This window comes from Streptomyces sp. NPDC091272 (assembly GCF_044757485.1).
Taxonomy (GTDB): domain Bacteria; phylum Actinomycetota; class Actinomycetes; order Streptomycetales; family Streptomycetaceae; genus Streptomyces.
On record NZ_JBIVVC010000001.1, the window covers coordinates 467,203 to 486,879 of the forward strand.

A 19,677-nucleotide genomic window follows, 5' to 3' on the forward strand; every position below is an offset into this window, starting at 1 on the left:
CTGGGAGGCAAAACCGCATATTTCGTGGGTTCATGGACAGGCGAGGTGAGATCGTCAGTTTGTCCTACCGAGAGGGTGCCCACGTCATGGCGAAGCAGAAGGTGGCCGAGCAGTTCGTCGACATCCTCGTACAGGCGGGGGTCCAGCGCCTGTACGGGGTCGTCGGCGACAGCCTGAACCCGGTCGTGGACGCCATTCGCCGCAACGACGCCATCGACTGGGTACACGTCCGGCACGAGGAGACCGCGGCCTTCGCGGCCGGCGCCGAGGCCCAGGTCACCGGGAAGCTCGCCGCCTGCGCGGGCTCCTGCGGACCGGGCAACCTGCACCTCATCAACGGCCTCTTCGACGCGCACCGCTCGATGGCCCCGGTGCTGGCCCTCGCCTCGCACATCCCGTCCAGCGAGATCGGGCTCAACTTCTTCCAGGCCACCCACCCCGACAAGCTGTTCGACGAGTGCAGCCACTACAACGAGCTGATCTCGTCCCCGAAGCAGATGCCCCGCGTCGTGCAGTCCGCCATCCAGCACGCGGTCGGCCGGGGCGGTGTGGGCGTGGTCTCGCTGCCCGGCGACGTCGCGGGCGAGGCCGTGGCCGAGGAGGCCCTGGAGCAGTCCCTGATCACCTCCCGCCCGCTGGTGCGCCCCGGTGACGCGGACATCGCCAAGCTCACGGAGCTGATCGACGGGGCCCAGAAGGTCACCCTGTTCTGCGGCAGCGGCACCGAGGGCGCGCACGCCGAGGTGATGGAGTTCGCCGAGCGCGTCAAGGCCCCGGTCGGGCACGCGCTGCGCGGCAAGGAGTTCATCCAGTACGACAACCCGTACGACGTCGGCATGAGCGGGCTGCTCGGCTACGGAGCCGCCTACGAGGCCATGCACGAGTGCGACCTGCTGATCCTGCTCGGCACCGACTTCCCGTACAACGACTTCCTGCCCAAGGACGTGAAGATCGTCCAGGTGGACGTGCGGCCGGAGAACCTGGGCCGGCGCTGCAAGCTGGAACTCGGGGTGTGCGGCGACGTGCGCGAGACGCTGCGCTGTCTGACCCCGCGGGTCCGCGCCAAGGACAACCGCCGCTTCCTCGACAAGATGCTGAAGAAGCACGCCGACGCGCTGGAGGGCGTCGTCAAGGCGTACACCCGCAAGGTGGAGAAGCACACCCCGATCCACCCCGAGTACGTGGCGTCCGTTCTGGACGAACTGGCCGACGACGACGCGGTGTTCACCGTCGACACCGGCATGTGCAACGTGTGGGCGGCCCGCTACCTGACGCCCAACGGCCGCCGCCGCGTCATCGGTTCCTTCTCGCACGGCTCGATGGCGAACGCGCTGCCGCAGGCCATCGGGGCCCAGTTCGCCGACCGGGCACGCCAGGTCGTCTCGATGTCGGGCGACGGCGGCTTCTCGATGCTGATGGGCGACTTCCTCACCCTGGTCCAGTACGACCTGCCGGTGAAGGTCGTCCTGTTCAACAACTCCTCGCTCGGCATGGTCGAGCTGGAGATGATGGTCGACGGGCTCCCCGCGTACGGCACCACGAACACCAACCCGGACTTCTCGGCCGTGGCCCGCGCCTGCGGGGCGTACGGGGTGCGCGTCGAGAAGCCCAAGCAGGTGGCCGGGGCGCTGAAGGACGCCTTCCGGCACAAGGGCCCCGCCCTGGTCGAGGTCGTGACCGACCCGAACGCGCTCTCCATCCCGCCGCACATCAAGGCCCAGCAGGTGAAGGGCTTCGCCCTGTCCGCGGGCAAGGTGGTGCTGGACGGCGGCGTCGGCCGGATGGTCCAGATGGCCCGCTCCAACCTGCGCAACGTGCCGCGCCCCTGACCCGCCCGGCGCCCGGCCCCCGCACCCCGGCCCGTCCGTCGTGCGAGGACCGGGCGCCGTCGTGCCTTCCCGGCCGCCCCAGGCGCATACCGCGTACGCCCGGAACGGCAGCCGCCCCTCGGGCGATGGGGCGAACCCCGGCACTCGGTCTTCATGCCCTCCCTGCCGGGAATGAGTGCCGTTCCCGGAGCGGGGCATTCATTCCGTGAGGGTGTTCGAGGGAGAAGGGGACGAACCGGGGTGTGGGTGGGGGTTATGACAGGGCAACAGCCGGGCCGTACCGGTCCGGTGCCACACGGCCGTGCGACGCCGACGGACGTAAGGGCCGCGGGCCCGCCGGACCTGCGGGCCGGACCGGCGGACGTACGGGCGGAGTTGACGGACACGAGGGCAGGGACGGCGGACGTACGGGGGAGCGGGACGGCCGGAGCGGCCGAGCAGGGCCTCGGAGCCACCGGGCTGCGGCGGCGACTGGGGCGGGCCGACCTGACCGCGGTGCCCGAAGTGCGGCACGCGCTGCGTGAGCTGCTGCGGCACTGGGGGCGCCCGGGGTGCGCGGACGTCGCGGAACTACTGGCCAGTGAGCTGGTGACGAACGCGCTGATACACACCGAGAGCGACGCCGAACTGCACGTGACCCTGGCCGGGTCCACGCTGCGGGTCGAGGTGCACGACCACCTGTCCCGGCTGCCGGAGCCGGTGGCCGCGGGCGGTGACGAGGACACCAACGGCAGGGGGCTGCTCCTGGTCCAGGCCCTCGCGGACGCCTGGGGCGTACGGGTGCAGGGGCACGGACCCGGCAAGGTGGTCTGGTTCGAACTGGACGGAGGCCCGGCCGGCGCCTGACGCCGGACCGGGCCCCCGGTAACCGTCCCGGCTAACCGAACTGCTGCTCAAGGTCCTTGAGCTTCTGCTCAAGGGAATCGAGCCGGGGCAGCGCCTGGGTGTCGTCCTCGGCGGTCAGGTCGACCGTCCGGGGATCGCCCCCGGGCGCTGCGGCGCCTTTCACGGCCTGCAGGGAGGGCCTGTTGCGAAGCGGCAGTTGCCCGGGTTCCGGTATGGCGGGCTCCGCGACGGCGTGCGGCGCGCCCGGCTGGCCGGCGCCCAGCGCCTGCACGTCCACCTGACGGCCGCCCCGGCCGCGCCCCCAGGCGCGGTGCTGCCGGTTGATGGCCTTCAGCTGGGCCCGCTCCAGCTTCGCGTGCTCCCGCCTGCGCAGACGGTTCTGCTCCTTCTGCCGCTTGTCGTCGCGGACCTCGTCCACGGCCTCGTCCAGCGTCCTGACGCCTTCGAGCAGCATCAGTGACCAGGCACCGAAGGTCTCCCTGGGTGCCCGCAGCCACCGGACGATCCGGATCTGCGGCAGCGGACGCGGAACCAGGCCCTGCTCGCGCAGCGCCGCCCGGCGGGTCTGCTTGAGCGCCCGGTCGAAGAGCACCGCGGCCGAGAGCGACATCCCGGCGAAGAAGTGCGGAGCACCCGCGTGCCCGAACCCCCTTGGTGCGTGTACCCAGTTGAACCAGGCGGCGGCCCCGGCGAAGGTCCACACCAGGAGCCGTGAGCCGAGTGCCGCGTCCCCGTGGCTGGCCTCCCGCACCGCGAGAACGGAGCAGAACATCGCGGCCCCGTCGAGCCCGAACGGCACCAGGTACTCCCAGCCGCCCGACAGGTTCAGGTTCTGCTGCCCGAAGCCGACCAGCCCGTGGAAGGAGAGCGCGGCGGCGACGGCCGCACAGCAGAACAGCAGGACGTAGGAAGCACTTCCGTAGAAGGCCTCCTTCCTTCTGCGCCGCTCCTCGCTGCGTTCCCACGAATCCTCGCTGCCCGCGGCGGCCTTCTCGCCCGCGCGCCGGCCCCGTGCGACCACGGCGACCGCCGCCAGGACACCCGCGATCATCACGACGCCAGGAAGCAGCCAGTCCAGCGATATGTCGGTCATTCTCATGCGGAGTCCCTTTGCGGTCCCTTTGCGTCAGCGCAGCGGCGACCACGTCCGTGGAGACGGATCGCGGACGGCGGATCGCGCCAGTTGCGTTTCGGCGACATATTGGCTCACGTCGCGAGGCGCACAAGGGGTTTCGGGACAAGAGAACGCCATCGGGAGACCGCACCATGCGGATAGGTGGCAATAAGTCGAACTGCCGCGCCATCGGCCGGTATTGGGTTCGAGCAGCGCCACCCGCACGGGTGGCGTGGCGGTCAGGCGGAAGTAACGGCCTCCGCGAGCAGCTTCTTCACCCGGTCCGCGTCGCAGGTCCGGGGGCAGGTCGTGCAGGTGTCCTCGGGGCGCAGCGTGTAGAAGAAGCAGCAGGTGGCGCGGTCCCGGGTGGGCAGTGCCTCACCGTTCGGCCCGGTCAGCTCGCGGAAGCCCGCGGAGGCGCGGTAGGGGGCCGTCGCGCCGGGCAGCAGCAGTTCGAGCTCGGCCATGGCGCGCTGCTCGTCGCCCAGCAGGTGGGCGAGGTACCACAGGCCCTCGACGATCTCGTCCGTCGCCATGCCCCACAGGGCGTGGCCGCGCCGCCGCATCCGCGGTCCGAAGCCCGCCAGGACCGGCTCCAGGTGCTCGGCGAGCGCGTCCCGCACCTCGCCGCGCAGGGCCTCCTCGTCGGGGACCACCCGGGCGCCGGGCAGCGCCGCCGCCGGGTCGCCCGGCAGACAGGCGAATTCCTTCACCCGTACGGTCATCCGGCCCAGCACCCGTTGGAAGGACACGTCCTCGACCGGCACCCGGGGCACCCTGCGGTGCAGGAACCAGGGGACCGTCACCAGCAGACAGGCGGGCCAGGCGTAGCGGTGCAGGGCGAAGCTGGCGATCACGTCGGGGCGGGCCTGCTGTCCGTAGTCCCGCAGCACCTGGGCGTTGTCCCAGGCCAGGAACGCGTCGAGGGCGGGGCCCGCCGCGGCGAGCTCGTCCGCGCCGACCCAGCCGCCGCCGCGCGGCGCCTGCTCGGCCGGGTCCGTCAGCTCTCGTACGACCAGCGAGGGGAAGACCTCGGTGAGGCGTGCGTAGGAGTCCGCCACGGCGGAGGCGGCGGCGGGACGCGCGGCGGGGGACGGCCGGAGGGCGGGGACGGTCATGCAGGGGACCACCGAATCGCATCGCGGGGGGTGCAGCACGGACGTACACATGCGGGGTGTGCAGGTAAGCCTTACCTTACCCGATCATTCGGATGTTTGAACTGCGGGATGCGACACCGCGCCACCTGGCGAAGGGCGGCGCACCCCCTGTGCGGCCCGGCTCGCCGGGCAGACCCTAGGCTGCCCACGGACAAACGTACGCACAAAGGAGGGTGGACCAGGTGGAGCAGTCCGGGGGCCGGCCGGTCCGGCACTCCGTGCGCGGACAGATACTCGACGCCCTGCGGGCCGCGCTCGTCAGCGGCGAACTGGCGCCGGGCGAGGTCTACTCGGGCCCCGCGCTCGGCGCCCGCTTCGGGGTCTCCGCGACCCCGGTCCGCGAGGCGATGCAGCAGCTCGCCCAGGAGGGCGCCGTGGAGGTCGTCCCGAACCGGGGCTTCCGGGTCACCGAACGCTGTGCCTCGTACCTCTCCGACCTGGCCGAGGTGCGTGCCCTGATCGAGGTGCCGGTCATGCTCCGGCTCGCCCGCACGGTCGAGCCCGCCCGCTGGCGCGCGTTGCGTCCCCTCGCCGAGGCGGCCACCGCGGCGGCGGCGCGAGGGGACAGGGCCGGCTACGCCGAGGCGGACCGTGCCTTTCACAGCGCGGTGCTGGCCCTCGCGGGCAACGCCCAGCTGGTCGACGTCGCCGCCGCGCTGCACCGGCGGGCGCAGTGGCCGCCGATGGGCGGCCGGGCGCCGCGCCAGGCGGACCTGGTCGCGGACGCGGCGGAGCACCAGGCGCTGCTGGAGGCCCTGATCGACCAGGACCTGCCGGTCGTGCGCTCCCTCGTACGGGAACACTTCGCCGGGGCGGAGTAGCCGGCGGGACCGCCGCACGGCCGGAACCGGGCGCGCGGGGCCCCGACGGCCCCCGCGGCGCCCCGGTCTCAGACGGCCGTCGCGGGCGGCGAGAGCTGGGCGGCCAGCCAGGTGGGAACGCCGTCCAGCAGGTGGAAGAGGCGCGCCGCCTCCGCCCGCAGCCTGCTCGCCTCGGGTTCCGGCTCCGTGTCCGCCAGCGCGGCCAGCGCCGGTGCGGTACCGACCAGGTAGCCCAGCTCCTCCCGTATCCGCAGCGACTCCGCGAAACCGTGCCGTGCCTCCGCCCGTTCGCCGTCCCGCAGGGCGAGGCCGGCGAGATGGCGCCAGGTGAAGGAGAGCAGCAGGGTCTTGTGGTGGGTGGCCGCGCCCGCGTGCGCCCTGCGGTAGGCGGCCCGCGCGGACTGCGGGGAGTCGGAGAGGTGTTCGGCGATCAGGCCCCGGCGGAAGTCCAGGAGCGGGCGGTTCGGGGAGTCGGGGTGCAGCAGGGCCGCCGCCCTGCCGAGCGCGGAACGGGCCTCGTCGGCCCGGTCGCGCACGCCCAGCACCGTGGAGGCGTACGCGAGATGACCGCGCTCACAGGCCGCGCTGCCCCGCTCGTCGTCGTCCTTGGCGAGGGCCTCCGCGCTGCGCAGTGCCTCCTCGGCCTGCGGCCAGCCGTGCTCCGTGAAAAGGCAGCGCTCCACCAGCAGTGAGGCCCGCTGGAGGGCGGCGGCCGCGCCGGGGTGCGGTTCCAGCAGTGCGGCGGCGTCACCCCAGCAGCCACGGGAGCGCAGCCGCCACACCGCCGTCTGGAGCGGCCCCCCGCCTTCCTCGTCCCCCTCGAAGAACCCCTGTGCTCCGGTTCCTCCTGTGTCAGAAGTGGAACCCGACATGGCGGTGTCCGCCACATTGCCCTCCCCGAGCGCGCCTTTGAGCTGTGAAGTGCGACCGGTTCGACGTGCGGTCGTGCGCGCATCACAGCATGAAATGACGCATGGGGCCAAGGGCCCGGGTGAATGTTTTCACAAAGGGCGGTCACCGCGCGGCAGTTGCGGCGCGGTGGACTGCCCGTTACTTTTCGTCAGCTCATGCGCAGGGCCAGGAAGAAGTCCAGTTTGTCCTCAAGTCGGGAGAGGTCACGGCCCGTCAACTGCTCGATCCGGCCCACCCGGTAGCGCAGCGTGTTGACGTGCAGGTGGAGCCGCGCCGCACAGCGCGTCCAGGAGCCGTCGCTGTCGAGGAACGCCTCAAGGGTGGGGATGAGCTCCGCGCGGTGGCGCCGGTCGTAGTCGCGCAGCGGGTCAAGCAGCCGCGCGGTGAAGGCCCGGCGCACGTCGTCGGGGACGAAGGGCAGCAGCAGCACGTGCGACGCGAGCTCGTGGTGTCCCGCGGCGGCGACCCGGCCGGGGCGCGCGGCGGCGACCCGTCGGGCGTGCCTGGCCTCCTCCAGTGCGCCCCGCAGCCCCTCGGCCGAGTGCACCGGCGCGCTGACGCCCAGGGTCAGCCGGCCGTCGTCGGCGAGACCGCCGGAGAGCGGGGCCTGAACGGAGTCCAGCAGGGTCTCGGCGTGCAGGCCGGGGGCCTCGGCGCCCTCCGGCTGGTCGGCCGCGACGGCGGGCAGCGGCACGAGCGCGATGGCCTCCTCGCCGCTGTGGGCGACCGCGATGCGGTCGGCCGGTTCGGCCGCCGACGCCATCGAGTCCGCCGGGATGGTGGGATCGACCAAGATCTCTTCCAGCAGGGCCTGCGCCATCGGGCCGCTCTCCACCGTGCCGCCCTCCCACTCGACCCGGGCCACCACCACCTGCCAGTGCGGCGCCGCGCCGAGCCCCGGCAGCAGGACCGGGGCCGCGACCCGCAGCCTGGCGGCGATTTCCGAGGGGGCGGCGCCCGCCTGGACCAGCTCCAGGACCTCCTGGGCGAGCCTGCGCCGTACCGTACGGGCGGCGTCCCTGCGGTCGCGTTCCACCGCGATCAGCTGGGTGACGCCCTGGAGGAGGTCGAGCCGGGCGGCCGGCCAGTCTCCCGCGTCGGCCTCGACGGCCAGCAGCCAGTCGGACAGGACGTTCTCGCGGACGTCGCGGGAGGCGGCCGTACCGGCGATCCGGTCGGCGCCCCGGCCCGCCGTGCGGATCGGGAAGAGGGAGTAGGCGATGTTGCCCAGCACCACCCGGTGCGGGCTGCGCCGTCCGGTGCGGCTGGCCGCCAGGTGCTCGGCGGCGAGCGCGGGGCCGACCCCGTGGGGCAGCGGGGTGTCGGAGCCCGCGACCTGGCGGCCCACGGGGGAGAGCACCCAGGCGTGCAGGTCCAGGTCGGAGGTGAGCAGGTCGAGGACGACCTCGGGGCCGCCGCCCGCCGGGCCCGACGTCATCAGCCGGCGGTGCCGGTCGACGACGGCGGCCAGGTCCCCGGCCCGCTCGCCCGACACCTGCCGTACGACGTGCTCGGTGATGGTGGCGAAGGCGACCGACTCGGTGACCGAGAACAGCGGCAGCCGGTGCCTCACGCACGCCTCGACGAGGTCCTGCGGGATGTTGCCCAGCTCGGCCTCGCCCGCCGCGAGGCCGGCCACCCCGGCCGAGGCGAGGATGCGCACGAAGGGCTCGGAGTCCTCGGCCGAACGGCGCCAGGCCAGACCGGTGAGGACCAGCTCACCCCCCGAGAGATAGCGGCTCGGGTCGCGCAGGTCAGTCGTCATGACGCCGCGCACGGTGCGGTCGAGCTCGTCCTCGCCGCCCAGAAGGCGCAGGCCGAGCGCATCGGATTCCAGCAGGGCGCGCAGCCGCATGGTCGAGTCGCCGCCGTTCTGTTTCGTGGGTCTGCAGGGGTGTCGGGTGGCCGGTAAAGGGGTGGCCGGGGAGCTGTGCTGTTTTGAGAACTGTGAATTACGGAGAGGTTGCTGATCTCCGCCTTTCGTTCGAATCTACAAGACGTGACGGGCGACCAGCCAACTCCTTCATGGTTTCGGTGACTGCACCGGGCACCTCGTGGCTTGTGTACTTGGGCCACCGCCGCATGAACAGGACATGAACCAGTGTCCGAAACCATGCGGAGGCAGCGACTGGAAAGACGCCCCCCGACACGAAGAGAGAGCCACTCATGGACTTCCTTCGCCCCGCCAGCTGGGAGGAGGCGCTCGCCGCGAAGGCCGAGCACCCCACCGCTGTACCCATCGCGGGTGGCACCGATGTCATGGTCGAGATCAACTTCGATCACCGTCGCCCCGAGTACCTTCTGGACCTGGGCCGCATCGGTGTGCTGCGGGAGTGGGAGGTGGGCCAGGACAACGTGACTCTCGGCGCCTCCGTTCCGTACACCCAGATCATGGAGCACCTGCGCGTGGAGCTCCCCGGGCTCGCGCTCGCCTCCCACACGGTGGGCTCGCCGCAGATCCGCAACCGCGGCTCCGTCGGCGGCAACCTGGGCGCCGCCTCGCCCGCCGGTGACTCGCACCCGGCCCTGCTGTCGGCGGGCGCCGAGGTCGAGGCCGAGTCGGTCCGCGGCACCCGTCTGATCCCCGTCGAGGAGTTCTACACGGGCGTCAAGCGCAACGCCCTGGAGCCCGACGAACTGATCAAGGCCGTGCACATCAAGAAGGCCGAGGGGCCGCAGCAGTTCTCCAAGGTCGGCACCCGCAACGCGATGGTCATCGCGGTGTGCGCGTTCGGCATCGCACTGCACCCCGCGAGCCGCACCGTCAAGACCGGTATCGGCTCGGCCGCCCCCACGCCGGTGCGGGCGAGGACGGCGGAGGACTTCCTGAACGCCGCGCTCGAAGAGGGCGGCTTCTGGGAGAGCGGCAAGATCATCCCGCCGTCGGTCGCCAAGCAGTTCGCGGAGCTGGCCTCCGGCGCCTGCAACCCGATCGACGACGTGCGCGGCACCGCGAAGTACCGCCGCCACGCCGTCGGCATCATGGCGCGCCGCACGCTGGGCTGGACCTGGGAGCAGTACCGCGGCAACGCCGCCGCCACCCTGGAAGGAGCTGCCTGATCATGCGCGTCAACTTCACGGTCAACGGCCGTCCGCAGGAAGCCGACGACGTCTGGGAGGGCGAGAGCCTGCTCTACGTCCTTCGTGAGCGCATGGGCCTGCCCGGCTCGAAGAACGCCTGCGAGCAGGGCGAGTGCGGCTCCTGCACGGTACGGCTCGACGGTTTGCCCGTCTGTGCCTGCCTGGTCGCGGCCGGACAGGTGGAGGGCCGCGAGGTCGTCACGGTCGAGGGCCTCGCCGACTACTCTAGGCACCGCGAGGACGCACACCCGGGGGGCGCGTGCGGACCGGGTGCCTGCGGTACCTCCCTGGACTCGGCCCAGCGCTGGCAGGCGTTGCCGGCCGACGGCGGGCCCCGCCCGCGGACGGCTGACTCCAGGACCGGCGAGCAGGACGCGCTCTCCCCGATCCAGCAGGCGTTCATCGACGCCGGCGCCGTGCAGTGCGGTTTCTGCACCCCCGGCCTCCTCGTCGCCGCCGACGAGATGCTGGAGCGCAACCCCTCCCCGACCGACGGGGACATCCGGGAGGCCCTCTCCGGCAATCTCTGCCGCTGCACCGGCTACGAGAAGATCCTCGACGCGGTCCGCCTGGCGGCCGCGCGCCAGGAACACCAGGAAGAGACGGTCTAGCACCATGGGCGTCACCGGCACCCCCACGAACATCGACCAGGGTTCCAGGACCAAGGGCGGCATCGGCGAATCCACTCTCCGTCCCGACGGCACCCTCAAGGTCACCGGCGAGTTCGCGTACTCCTCGGACATGTGGCACGAGGACATGCTCTGGGGCCACACCCTGCGCTCCACCACCGCGCACGCGGAGATCGTCTCCATCGACGTCACCGAGGCGCTCGCGCTCCCCGGTGTCCGCGCGGTCCTGACCTACGACGACCTGCCCACCGAGGTCAGGAACTACGGCCTGGAGCTCCAGGACACCCCGGTCCTGGCGCACCGCAAGGTCCGCCACCACGGCGAGCCGGTGGCGATCGTGGCCGCCGACCACCCGGAGACGGCCCGCCGCGCCGCGGCGAAGATCCGCGTCGACTACCGCGAGCTGCCCGTCATCACCGACGAGGCGTCCGCGACCGCGCCCGACGCGGTCCTGGTGCACGAGAACCGCACCGACGAGTACCTGGGCCACGTCCCGCACCCCAACATCGTGCACCGCCAGCCGATCGTGCGCGGCGACGCCGGCCTGGCCGCGCAGCGGGCCGACGTGATCGTCACCGGTGAGTACGTCTTCGGGATGCAGGACCAGGCCTTCCTCGGCCCCGAGTCCGGGCTCGCGGTACCGGCCGAGGACGGCGGCGTCGACCTCTACGTCGCCACCCAGTGGCTGCACTCGGACCTCAACCAGATCGCGCCCGTCCTGGGTCTGCCCAAGGACAAGGTCCGCATGACGCTCTCCGGCGTCGGCGGTGCCTTCGGCGGGCGCGAGGACATCTCGATGCAGATCCACGCCTGTCTGCTCGCGCTTCGCACCGGCAGGCCGGTCAAGATGAGCTACAACCGCTTCGAGTCCTTCTTCGGGCACGTCCACCGCCACCCCGCCACGCTCAGGTACGAGCACGGGGCGACCAAGGACGGCAAGCTCACGCACCTCAAGTGCCGCATCGTGCTGGACGGCGGCGCCTACGCCTCGGCGTCCCCCGCGGTCGTCGGCAACGCGTCCTCGCTGAGCGTGGGCCCCTACGTCGTCGAGGACGTCGACATCGAGGCCCTCGCCCTCTACTCCAACAACCCGCCCTGCGGCGCCATGCGCGGCTTCGGCGCGGTCCAGGCGTGCTTCGCCTACGAGGCGCAGATGGACAAGCTGGCGGCGAAGCTGGACATCGACCCGGTGGAGTTCCGCCGGATGAACGCCATGGAGCAGGGCAGCCTGCTGCCGACCGGCCAGCCGGTCGACTCCCCGGCCCCGGTGGCCGAGCTGCTGCGCCGCGTCAAGGCGATGCCGCTGCCGCCCGAGCAGCAGTGGCTCGCGGCCGGCGCGCAGGCGGACGTACGGGCACTGCCCGGCGGCCTCTCCAACACCACGCACGGCGAGGGCGTCGTCCGCGGCGTCGGTTACGCGGTCGGCATCAAGAACGTCGGCTTCTCCGAGGGCTTCGACGACTACTCCACCGCCCGGGTCCGGATGGAGGTGATCAACGGCGAGCCCGTCGCCACCGTGCACACCGCGATGGCGGAGGTCGGCCAGGGCGGCGTCACCGTCCACGCGCAGATCGCCCGCACCGAGCTCGGCGTCACACAGGTGACCATCCAGCCCGCCGACACCAAGGTGGGCTCGGCCGGATCCACCTCGGCCTCCCGCCAGACCTACGTCACCGGCGGCGCCGTCAAGAACACCTGCGAGCACGTCCGCGAGAAGGTGCTGGAGCTCGGCCGCGCCAGGTTCGGCTCCCACCATCCCGCCTGGGCGACCGCCGAACTGCTCCTGGAGGGCGGCAAGGTCGTCACCGAGGGCGGGGAGGTGCTGGCCGACCTCGTCGACGTACTGGAGGGGGAGGCCGTCGACCTGGAGCTGGAGTGGCGCCACCGGCCCACCGAGGCGTTCGACCTGCGTACCGGACAGGGCAACGGCCACGTCCAGTACTCCTTCGCCGCGCACCGCGCGGTCGTCGAGGTGGACACCGAGCTGGGCCTGGTCAAGGTCGTCGAGCTCGCGTGCGCGCAGGACGTCGGCAAGGCGCTCAACCCGCTGTCGGTCGTCGGCCAGATCCAGGGCGGTACGACCCAGGGTCTCGGCATCGCCGTCATGGAGGAGATCGTCGTCGACCCCAGGACCGCGAAGGTGCGCAACCCGTCCTTCACGGACTACCTGATCCCGACCATCCTCGACACGCCGACCATCCCGGTCGACGTACTGGAGCTGGCCGACGAGCACGCCCCCTACGGACTGCGCGGCGTCGGTGAAGCGCCGACGTTGTCCTCCACCCCGGCCGTGCTCGCGGCGATCCGCGCCGCGACCGGCCTCGAACTGAACCGCACCCCGGTCCGTCCGGAGCACCTCACCGGCACCTGAGACCGTCGGACCCCGCGCCCGGACCACCACTTCCCGGGCCCGGCCGGTCCCCCCGAACTCCCCGGGCGGCGCTGCCTCCAAGGAACGTCACACTTCCCTCCGCGCCCGCCGCCCGGGGCCCGAAACTCCCGCATCGCTAGCGGCAGTTCCACCCGTCCATCCGCACCAATGAGCTCACCTCGGACCGTCCTCCGGGTCGTGCAGCCCTCGAACCGTCCCCGAATTCCCTTGCCGTTCGCGGTACGTGGGATGCCCCTTTGAACCTTGGGAGACAAGGCACCATGACCCAGCAGTCCACTGAGCCGAAGACCATGGCGGAGGATGCGGGCGCGGGCACGCGCCAGCCCTCCGGCCGGTCCTGGCTCGACAGGTACTTCCACATATCCCAGCGCGGATCCACCGTCGCCCGAGAGGTGCGCGGTGGTGTCACCACCTTCATGGCGATGGCGTACATCCTCCTCCTGAACCCGCTGATCCTCGGCGGCAAGGACGTGGACGGCGGCATCATGAGCCAGCCCGCCCTGATCACCGCGACCGCCTTCGCCGCGGCCCTCACCACCCTGCTGATGGGCTTCGTCGGCAAGGTCCCGCTGGCCCTCGCGGCCGGCCTCAGCGTCTCCGGCGTACTCGCCTCGCAGGTCGCACCCCAGATGACCTGGGGCCAGGCCATGGCGATGTGCGTGATGTACGGCGTCGTGATCATGCTCCTGGTCGTCACGGGCCTCCGTGAAATGATCATGAACGCGATCCCGCTCGCGCTCAAGCACGGCATCACCATGGGCATCGGTCTCTTCATCGCGCTGATCGGCCTGGTCAAGGCCGGCTTCGTGCACCCCGGCAAGGCGACCGTGCTCTCGCTCGGCCCGACCGGTGAACTCGCCGGCTGGCCCGTCCTGCTCTTCGCGGTCACCCTGCTGCTGATCTTCATGCTCCAGGCCCGCAACGTGCCCGGCGCGATCCTGATCGGCATCGTCTCGGGCACCGTCCTGGCCGTCATCCTCAACGCGGTCATGGACATCGACCCCAAGAGCTGGACCAACGGCGCTCCCGAGCTCAAGGGCAGCGCGGTCTCGATGCCGGACTTCTCGCTCTTCGGCAACGTGCAGTTCACCGGCTGGGGCGACATCGGTGTGCTGGCCGTCGGCATGATCGTCTTCACGCTGGTGCTGGCCGGGTTCTTCGACGCGATGGCCACCATCATCGGTGTCGGCACCGAGGCCAAGCTCGCCGACGACAAGGGCCGGATGCCCGGCCTGTCCAAGGCGCTGTTCATCGACGGTGCGGGCGGCGCGATCGGCGGTGTCTCCGGCGGCTCGGGCCAGACCGTCTTCGTCGAGTCGGCGACCGGTGTGGGCGAAGGCGCCCGTACGGGCCTGTCGGCCGTGGTCACCGGCCTCTTCTTCGCGGCCTGTCTCTTCTTCACCCCGCTCACCGCGATCGTGCCCGCCGAGGTGGCGTCCGCCGCGCTGGTGGTCATCGGCGCGATGATGATGCAGAACGCCCGGCACGTGGACTGGAGCGACCGGGCGACCGCCATTCCGGTCTTCCTCACCGTCGTGCTGATGCCCTTCACCTACACCATCACCACCGGTGTCGCCGCGGGCGTCATCGCCTGGACCGTCATCAAGGTGGCCCAGGGGAAGGCGCGCGAGCTCGGCGTGTTCATGTGGGCGCTGACGCTGATCTTCATCGTGTACTTCGCGCTGCACCCGATCGAGAGCTGGCTCGGCGTCGGATAGGGGTACCCACGTCAGGACGCACCCTGCGCACATCCGTCCCCGACCCCCGAGGAGACCGCCATGCTGGACATCGCCGAAGAGCTGGACCGGTGGGTCAGGCAGGGACGGGACTTCGCGGTCGCCACGGTCGTGGCCACCAGCGGAAGCTCGCCCAGGCAGCCGGGCGCGGCCCTCGCCGTCGACAGCGACGGCACGGCGATCGGGTCCGTGTCGGGCGGATGTGTGGAGGGCGCGGTCTACGAACTGTGCCGGCAGGCGCTCACCGACGGCGCCTGCGTGGTGGAGAGCTTCGGCTACAGCGACGAGGACGCGTTCGCCGTCGGCCTGACCTGCGGCGGCGTCATCGACATCCTCGTCACGCCGGTACGGGGCGACTCGCAGGACCGCACGGTACTGGCCGCCGCGTGCGCCGCCGCCGCGCTGGGGAGGACGGCGGCGCTCGCCCGGATCACCGAAGGTCCCCCGGAACTCGTCGGGCGCGCCGTGCTGGTGCATCCGGACGGCACCCACGAGGGAGGGTTCGGCGGGCACGTCGAACTGGACCGCACGGCGGCCGGCGAGGCCCGCGCGATGCTGGACGGGGGGCGGACCGGGAGCGTCGTGATCGGCGCGGACGGCTCGCGCTGCGGCCGGCCGCTGACCCTCCTCGTGGAGTCGAGCGTGCCGCCGCCGCGCATGATCGTCTTCGGTGCGATCGACTTCGCGTCGGCCCTGGCGCGGGTGGGCAAGTTCCTCGGCTACCGGGTCACTGTCTGCGACGCGCGGCCGGTCTTCGCGACGCGGGCGCGCTTCCCTGAGGCCGACGAGGTGGTGGTCGACTGGCCGCACCGCTATCTGGACTCGGTCGCAGGCAGCCTGGACGGGCGGACGGTGCTGTGCGTGCTCACCCACGACGCCAAGTTCGACGTCCCGCTGCTGGCGGCGGCCCTGCGGCTCCCGCTGGCGTACGTGGGCGCGATGGGCTCGCGCCGCACCCACCTCGACCGCAACGAACGGCTTCGTGAAGTGGGCGTCACCGAGATGGAGTTGGCCAGGCTGCGCTCCCCGATCGGACTCGACCTGGGGGCCAGGACGCCGGAGGAGACCGCGCTGTCCATCGGCGCGGAGATCGTCGCCGCCCGCCGCGGCGGCACGGGAGCCTCGCTCACCGGCGCCCACACCCCGATCCACCACGACGGCCCGCCGGGAACGGTCGGCCGGATTGGAGAGGTGGCGTAACCCGAGCGAACCCGGCCCCTGACGACACCACACGGTCGTCAGGGGCCGGGTTTCGCCGTACCCGGGCGCGGTCGCCTGCCGCGGACCGCGCTCGGTCGTCGCGCCACGGCCTCGCGTGGGGTCGTCGCGCCTCGGCTCGGCGCGCGGTGGTCGTGGTCGGGCTTCGCGTTCGGCTGACGGCCAGTCACTCCTCACCCGTACGAACCCCGTCGGCTCGCCTCGTGCGCAATCCTGACGCACCGTTAAATCCGCGGCCCCGGGTGCAACGGAATCCTCCTCACTCTTGACGCGCACATGGCCCTGGGCAACTCTCGTGCGGGAACCGCTCCCGCACGTCCTTGCGACCCAGGAGTGCCTCATGCGTCCCGAACCGCCCGAGCAGCCCTCGTCGCCCACGCGCCCCGTGCCGACGCTGAGCCCCGTGAAACACACCCGGCCCAAAGGCCGGCTGCGCCGCCGTACCCTCGTTCTCGCCGCCCTGCCCCCGCTCGCCGCCGGCCTGGTCTGGGCCATGACCTCCGTTCCGGCGTCCGGCGCGCCCGAGCCGGCCGCCGGGCCGCCGGCCCCCGCCCTCGTCGGCAGCCCCCGCCTGTACACGCCGCTCGCCAACCCCGACGCCTACAAGCAGGCGCTCAAGCTCGGCGGCAGCCCCCGCACCGTCAAGGAGGCTGCGGGCCTCGTCGGCATGGTGCGCACGCCGCACGCCGTCTGGTACGGGGACCAGAGCCCGGCCGTCGTCGAGCGGGATGCGCGCGCCATCGTCAGGGACGCCGGCATCGACGGCTCGGTCCCCGTCTTCGCGCTCTACAACATCCCCGGCCGCGACTGCTCCAACTACTCCGGTGGCGGCGCGAGCACCACCGCCGAGTACAAGGAGTGGGTCGAGGCCGTCGCCCGCGGCATCGGCAAACGCGACGCCATCGTGGTGCTGGAGCCCGACGCGCTCGCCCTGCTGCCCTCCGACTGCGGGCAGGACGACGGTCAGGGGTCCAAGACCGCGGCCCGCTACGAAGAGGTCAACCACGCCGTCGCCACCCTCGCCGCACTCCGGCACACCCGGGTCTACCTCGACACCGGGCACGCCGGCTGGCACGACGTCGCAAGCATCGTGCCGCGACTGGTCAAGGGCGGCGTCAAGAACGCCACCGGCTTCTACACGAACGCCTCGAACTACCAGACCGACGAGGCCAACTCCTGGTACGGCAAGCTGATCTCGTCCTGCCTGGCGTACGTCGAGGCCGGCGGCAAGGCGGAGGCCTGCCCCTCCCAGAAGGGCCCGCGCGCCGCGGCCCAGGCGTGGCTCGACCAGAACGTGACGACACCGCCCGACAAGATGAAGCACTTCGTCACGGACACCAGCCGCAACGGCAAGGGACCATGGACGCCCCCCGCGGGCAAGTACACCGACCCGCAGGACTGGTGCAACCCGCCGGGCCGCGGCCTCGGCGTGCGGCCGACCACCCGCACCGGCGACCCGCTGCACGACGCCAAGCTGTGGATCAAGACCCCCGGCGAGTCGGACGGACTGTGCCTGCGCGGTACGGCGGGGCCCAAGGACCCTGAGCGGGGCACCGTCGACCCCAAGGCGGGCGACTGGTTCCCCGACCAGGCCCTGGAACTCGTACGACTGTCGAACCCGACCATCCTGCCGGGCCGTCCCGGGTAACGTATGCCGGATGGGAACTACTGTTCATGTCCCGCAGACCCGGGACATGATCGGGGACGAACTCTCCGGCGACGAGGCTCTGACGGCTCTGCGGCACTACGGCGGCCGCAAGCTGCTGCTCGACGCCTTCGCCCGGTTCCGGTACGCCGACGGGTTCAGTCACGCCCGGTCCCTCGGCTACCAGGTGGTGCTGGGGATAGTGCCCTTCATCGTCGCGGTGGTGGGCGCGGCGGCCACCGTGCACAGCGACGCGGTGGGGCAGGTCGTCGAGCTGACGCTCACCAAGATCGTGCCGGGGGACAGCGCCGACCTGATAGCGGACGCCTTCGACGAGACCCGCCGCAGCGCCGCCTCCGGGACCTGGACGGCGATCGCGATGTGGACGGGCCTGGTCTTCGCCGTGCTCAACCTCGCCTCCGCGATGGCCCAGATCGAGCGGGGCGCGAACCGGATATACGGGATCGAGCGCGACCGGCCGTTCGCCCGCAAGTACGCCCGGAGCCTGCTGCTCGCCCTCGCGGCCGGCATGCCGATGGTGCTGGGCTTCCTGGCGCTGGTGGCGGGCGACGCGGTGGGGGACGCGCTCGTCGAGGCGCTCGGCTGGTCGGCCGGCTGGCTGGGCTGGTGGCACGCGATGGACATCCCGGCGGGCGTGCTGCTCGCGTGGATGGCGTCCGCGGTGATCCTGCGGTGGTCGCCCCGGCGGGTCCAACCGGGCTACACCTGGCTGGCGTTCGGGTCCGCGGTGCAACTGGTGCTGTGGGTCGGTGCGACCTGGCTGCTGACGGTCTACGTCGAGCGCAGCGGTACCTTCGGCGCGCTCTACGGTCCGCTGACCGCGTTCGTGGCGCTGCTGCTGTGGGCCAACCTCACCGGCGTCGCACTCTTCCTCGGCATCGCCTTCGCGGCCCAGCTGGAGGCGGCGCGGGCGGGCATCACCGAGCCGGTACGGGCGGACCCGGGACCGGGCGGCGAGGGCGACGCGGTCCTCTTCGGGGACCGGGACGGCGCCGGACCCTCAGAGACCGCGGGCGGCCCGGACGGTGCCGTGGCCCACCCCGCGGGTCCTCACAAGTAGCGGCGGATCGGTGTCACCGCCGCCTCCCGCAGGCGCTGCACACCGCCGCGCCTGCGCCACGTGTGCGCCTCGACCAGCTCGCTGCGGGTCACGTCCTCGTCGAAGTGGCCGTCCAGGACCGCCGTGAACTCCTCGTCGAGCACCGCCAGCATCACTTCCTCGTCATGGTCCAGCGAGCGCCGGTTGAAGTTGGTGGAGCCGGTCAGGGCCGCCACCGAGTCCACCGTGATGACCTTCGCGTGCATCATCGTCGGCTGGAAGTGCCAGATCTTCACGCCGCAGGCCGTCAGCTCCTCGTAGTGCTGCTCGCCCGCCAGCTGGCACACCCGCTTGTCGGTGTACGGGCCGGGCACCAGGATCTCCACCTCGACACCGCGCCGCGCCGTCGCGCACAGCAGGTCGATGAAGTACTGGTCGGGTGCGAAGTACGCCGTCGCGAGACGCACCCGTACCTCCGCCGACTCCAGCACCACCCGCAGCAGCGTCTGCATGTCCTGCCAGCCGAAGCTCGCCGACCCGCGCACCACCTGCACCACCGCGTCGCCCTGCTTCGTGTGCTCCACGAAGCGGTCGTGGTCGTCGAAGAGGTCGTCGTCGCACTCCGCCCAGTTCTGCGCGAAGGCCGCCGCTATCCCGTCCACGGCAGGGCCCGCGACCTCCACATGGGTGTCCCGCCACTCGCCGGGGTTCCGGGCGTCGCCGCACCACTCCTCGGCGATGCCCACCCCGCCGGTGAACGCCGTCTGCTCGTCGACGACCAGGGCCTTGCGGTGACAGCGGTGGTTCTGCTTGAGCGGAGAGAGCCACAGCGGCTTGCGGAACCAGGCGACCCGGACCCCGGCCGCGTCCATCTCGGCGAGGAGGTCCTTGTCGATGAGCCGGCTGCCGAAGCCGTCGAGCAGCAACCGCACCCGCACGCCGGCGCGCGCCCGCCCGGCCAGGGCGAACGCGAACTCCCGGGCGATGTCGCCCTTCCAGTACACGAACGTCATCATGTCGATCGTGTGCCGGGCCCCCTTGATGGCCTTCAGCATCGCCGGGAAGATCTCGTCACCGTTGCGCAGCGGCGTGAGGCGGTTGCCCTCGGTCGCGGCGATGCCGATCAGCCGCTCCAGCCGGCGCCGGATGCGCTGCTTGCGCGCCGCGGTGTCGTCGTCGGGGGTGGTGCTGCGGCAAGGGACGAGCTCTGCGGTCATGACTGTTCTGCTCCTGCGTG

The 19,677-nt window shown here is 71.9% G+C and carries 15 protein-coding genes; 10 read left to right on the forward strand and 5 right to left on the reverse strand.

Translation table 11 applies throughout. The features are described 5' to 3' along the window. Positions 1–86 precede the first annotated feature (86 nt). Together ACIQM4_RS01785 and ACIQM4_RS01790 are read left to right on the forward strand one after the other, a co-directional pair. Complete coding sequence (locus ACIQM4_RS01785) at positions 87–1,829, forward strand: pyruvate dehydrogenase (RefSeq protein ID WP_401584543.1); 1,743 nt, start codon at positions 87–89, stop codon at positions 1,827–1,829. A 459-nt stretch (positions 1,830–2,288) separates the two neighbouring features. After that, the gene (locus tag ACIQM4_RS01790) at positions 2,289–2,675 is read left to right on the forward strand and encodes an ATP-binding protein (protein WP_401586033.1); all 387 of its coding nucleotides are present in this window, start codon (positions 2,289–2,291) and stop codon (positions 2,673–2,675) included. A gap of 31 nt (positions 2,676–2,706) precedes the next feature. Here ACIQM4_RS01790 and ACIQM4_RS01795 read toward each other — a convergent pair whose 3' ends face one another. Both ACIQM4_RS01795 and ACIQM4_RS01800 read right to left on the reverse strand, forming a co-directional pair. After that, positions 2,707–3,774: a DUF2637 domain-containing protein gene (locus ACIQM4_RS01795; RefSeq protein ID WP_401584546.1), complete on the reverse strand. Its 1,068-nt coding sequence runs from the start codon at positions 3,772–3,774 to the stop codon at positions 2,707–2,709. Positions 3,775–4,028: 254 nt separating this feature from the next. Continuing rightward, positions 4,029–4,907 (reverse strand): (2Fe-2S)-binding protein, encoded by an 879-nt coding sequence (locus ACIQM4_RS01800; protein ID WP_401584549.1) that lies wholly within the window; start codon positions 4,905–4,907, stop codon positions 4,029–4,031. Between the two features lie 212 nt (positions 4,908–5,119). On the opposite strand from ACIQM4_RS01800, the gene ACIQM4_RS01805 reads away from it, so the two are divergent. Further along, positions 5,120–5,767, forward strand: a complete 648-nt coding sequence (locus tag ACIQM4_RS01805) for a GntR family transcriptional regulator (protein WP_401584552.1) — start codon at positions 5,120–5,122, stop codon at positions 5,765–5,767. Between the two features lie 68 nt (positions 5,768–5,835). On the opposite strand, the gene ACIQM4_RS01810 is transcribed toward ACIQM4_RS01805, so the two are convergent. Further along, a complete protein-coding gene (locus tag ACIQM4_RS01810) occupies positions 5,836–6,654 on the reverse strand; it encodes a hypothetical protein (protein ID WP_401584554.1) in 819 nt (272 codons plus the stop codon). Between the two features lie 173 nt (positions 6,655–6,827). Next, complete coding sequence (locus ACIQM4_RS01815; RefSeq protein WP_401584557.1) at positions 6,828–8,534, reverse strand: PucR family transcriptional regulator; 1,707 nt, start codon at positions 8,532–8,534, stop codon at positions 6,828–6,830. A 311-nt stretch (positions 8,535–8,845) separates the two neighbouring features. On the opposite strand from ACIQM4_RS01815, the gene ACIQM4_RS01820 reads away from it, so the two are divergent. The 7 genes from ACIQM4_RS01820 to ACIQM4_RS01850 all read left to right on the forward strand — a co-directional run bounded on the left by ACIQM4_RS01820 (position 8,846) and on the right by ACIQM4_RS01850 (position 18,461). Beyond that, a complete protein-coding gene (locus ACIQM4_RS01820; protein WP_401584560.1) occupies positions 8,846–9,739 on the forward strand; it encodes an FAD binding domain-containing protein in 894 nt (297 codons plus the stop codon). 2 nt (positions 9,740–9,741) lie between these two features. Next, a complete protein-coding gene (locus ACIQM4_RS01825) occupies positions 9,742–10,371 on the forward strand; it encodes a (2Fe-2S)-binding protein (RefSeq protein ID WP_401584562.1) in 630 nt (209 codons plus the stop codon). A gap of 4 nt (positions 10,372–10,375) precedes the next feature. Next, a complete protein-coding gene (locus ACIQM4_RS01830) occupies positions 10,376–12,760 on the forward strand; it encodes a xanthine dehydrogenase family protein molybdopterin-binding subunit (RefSeq protein ID WP_401584565.1) in 2,385 nt (794 codons plus the stop codon). A gap of 281 nt (positions 12,761–13,041) precedes the next feature. Continuing rightward, complete coding sequence (locus ACIQM4_RS01835; protein WP_401584568.1) at positions 13,042–14,499, forward strand: NCS2 family permease; 1,458 nt, start codon at positions 13,042–13,044, stop codon at positions 14,497–14,499. Positions 14,500–14,559: 60 nt separating this feature from the next. Beyond that, positions 14,560–15,717, forward strand: a complete 1,158-nt coding sequence (locus ACIQM4_RS01840; RefSeq protein WP_401584571.1) for an XdhC family protein — start codon at positions 14,560–14,562, stop codon at positions 15,715–15,717. Positions 15,718–16,138: 421 nt separating this feature from the next. After that, positions 16,139–17,383, forward strand: a complete 1,245-nt coding sequence (locus ACIQM4_RS01845; protein ID WP_401584573.1) for a glycoside hydrolase family 6 protein — start codon at positions 16,139–16,141, stop codon at positions 17,381–17,383. A gap of 10 nt (positions 17,384–17,393) precedes the next feature. Next, positions 17,394–18,461 carry a YihY/virulence factor BrkB family protein gene (locus ACIQM4_RS01850; protein ID WP_401584576.1) on the forward strand — a complete coding sequence of 356 codons (1,068 nt, stop codon included), beginning with the start codon at positions 17,394–17,396 and terminating at the stop codon, positions 18,459–18,461. On the opposite strand, the gene ACIQM4_RS01855 is transcribed toward ACIQM4_RS01850, so the two are convergent. After that, complete coding sequence (locus ACIQM4_RS01855; protein ID WP_401584579.1) at positions 18,452–19,657, reverse strand: phosphatidylserine/phosphatidylglycerophosphate/cardiolipin synthase family protein; 1,206 nt, start codon at positions 19,655–19,657, stop codon at positions 18,452–18,454. The genes ACIQM4_RS01850 and ACIQM4_RS01855 overlap by 10 nt on opposite strands. Positions 19,658–19,677: the final 20 nt, after the last annotated feature.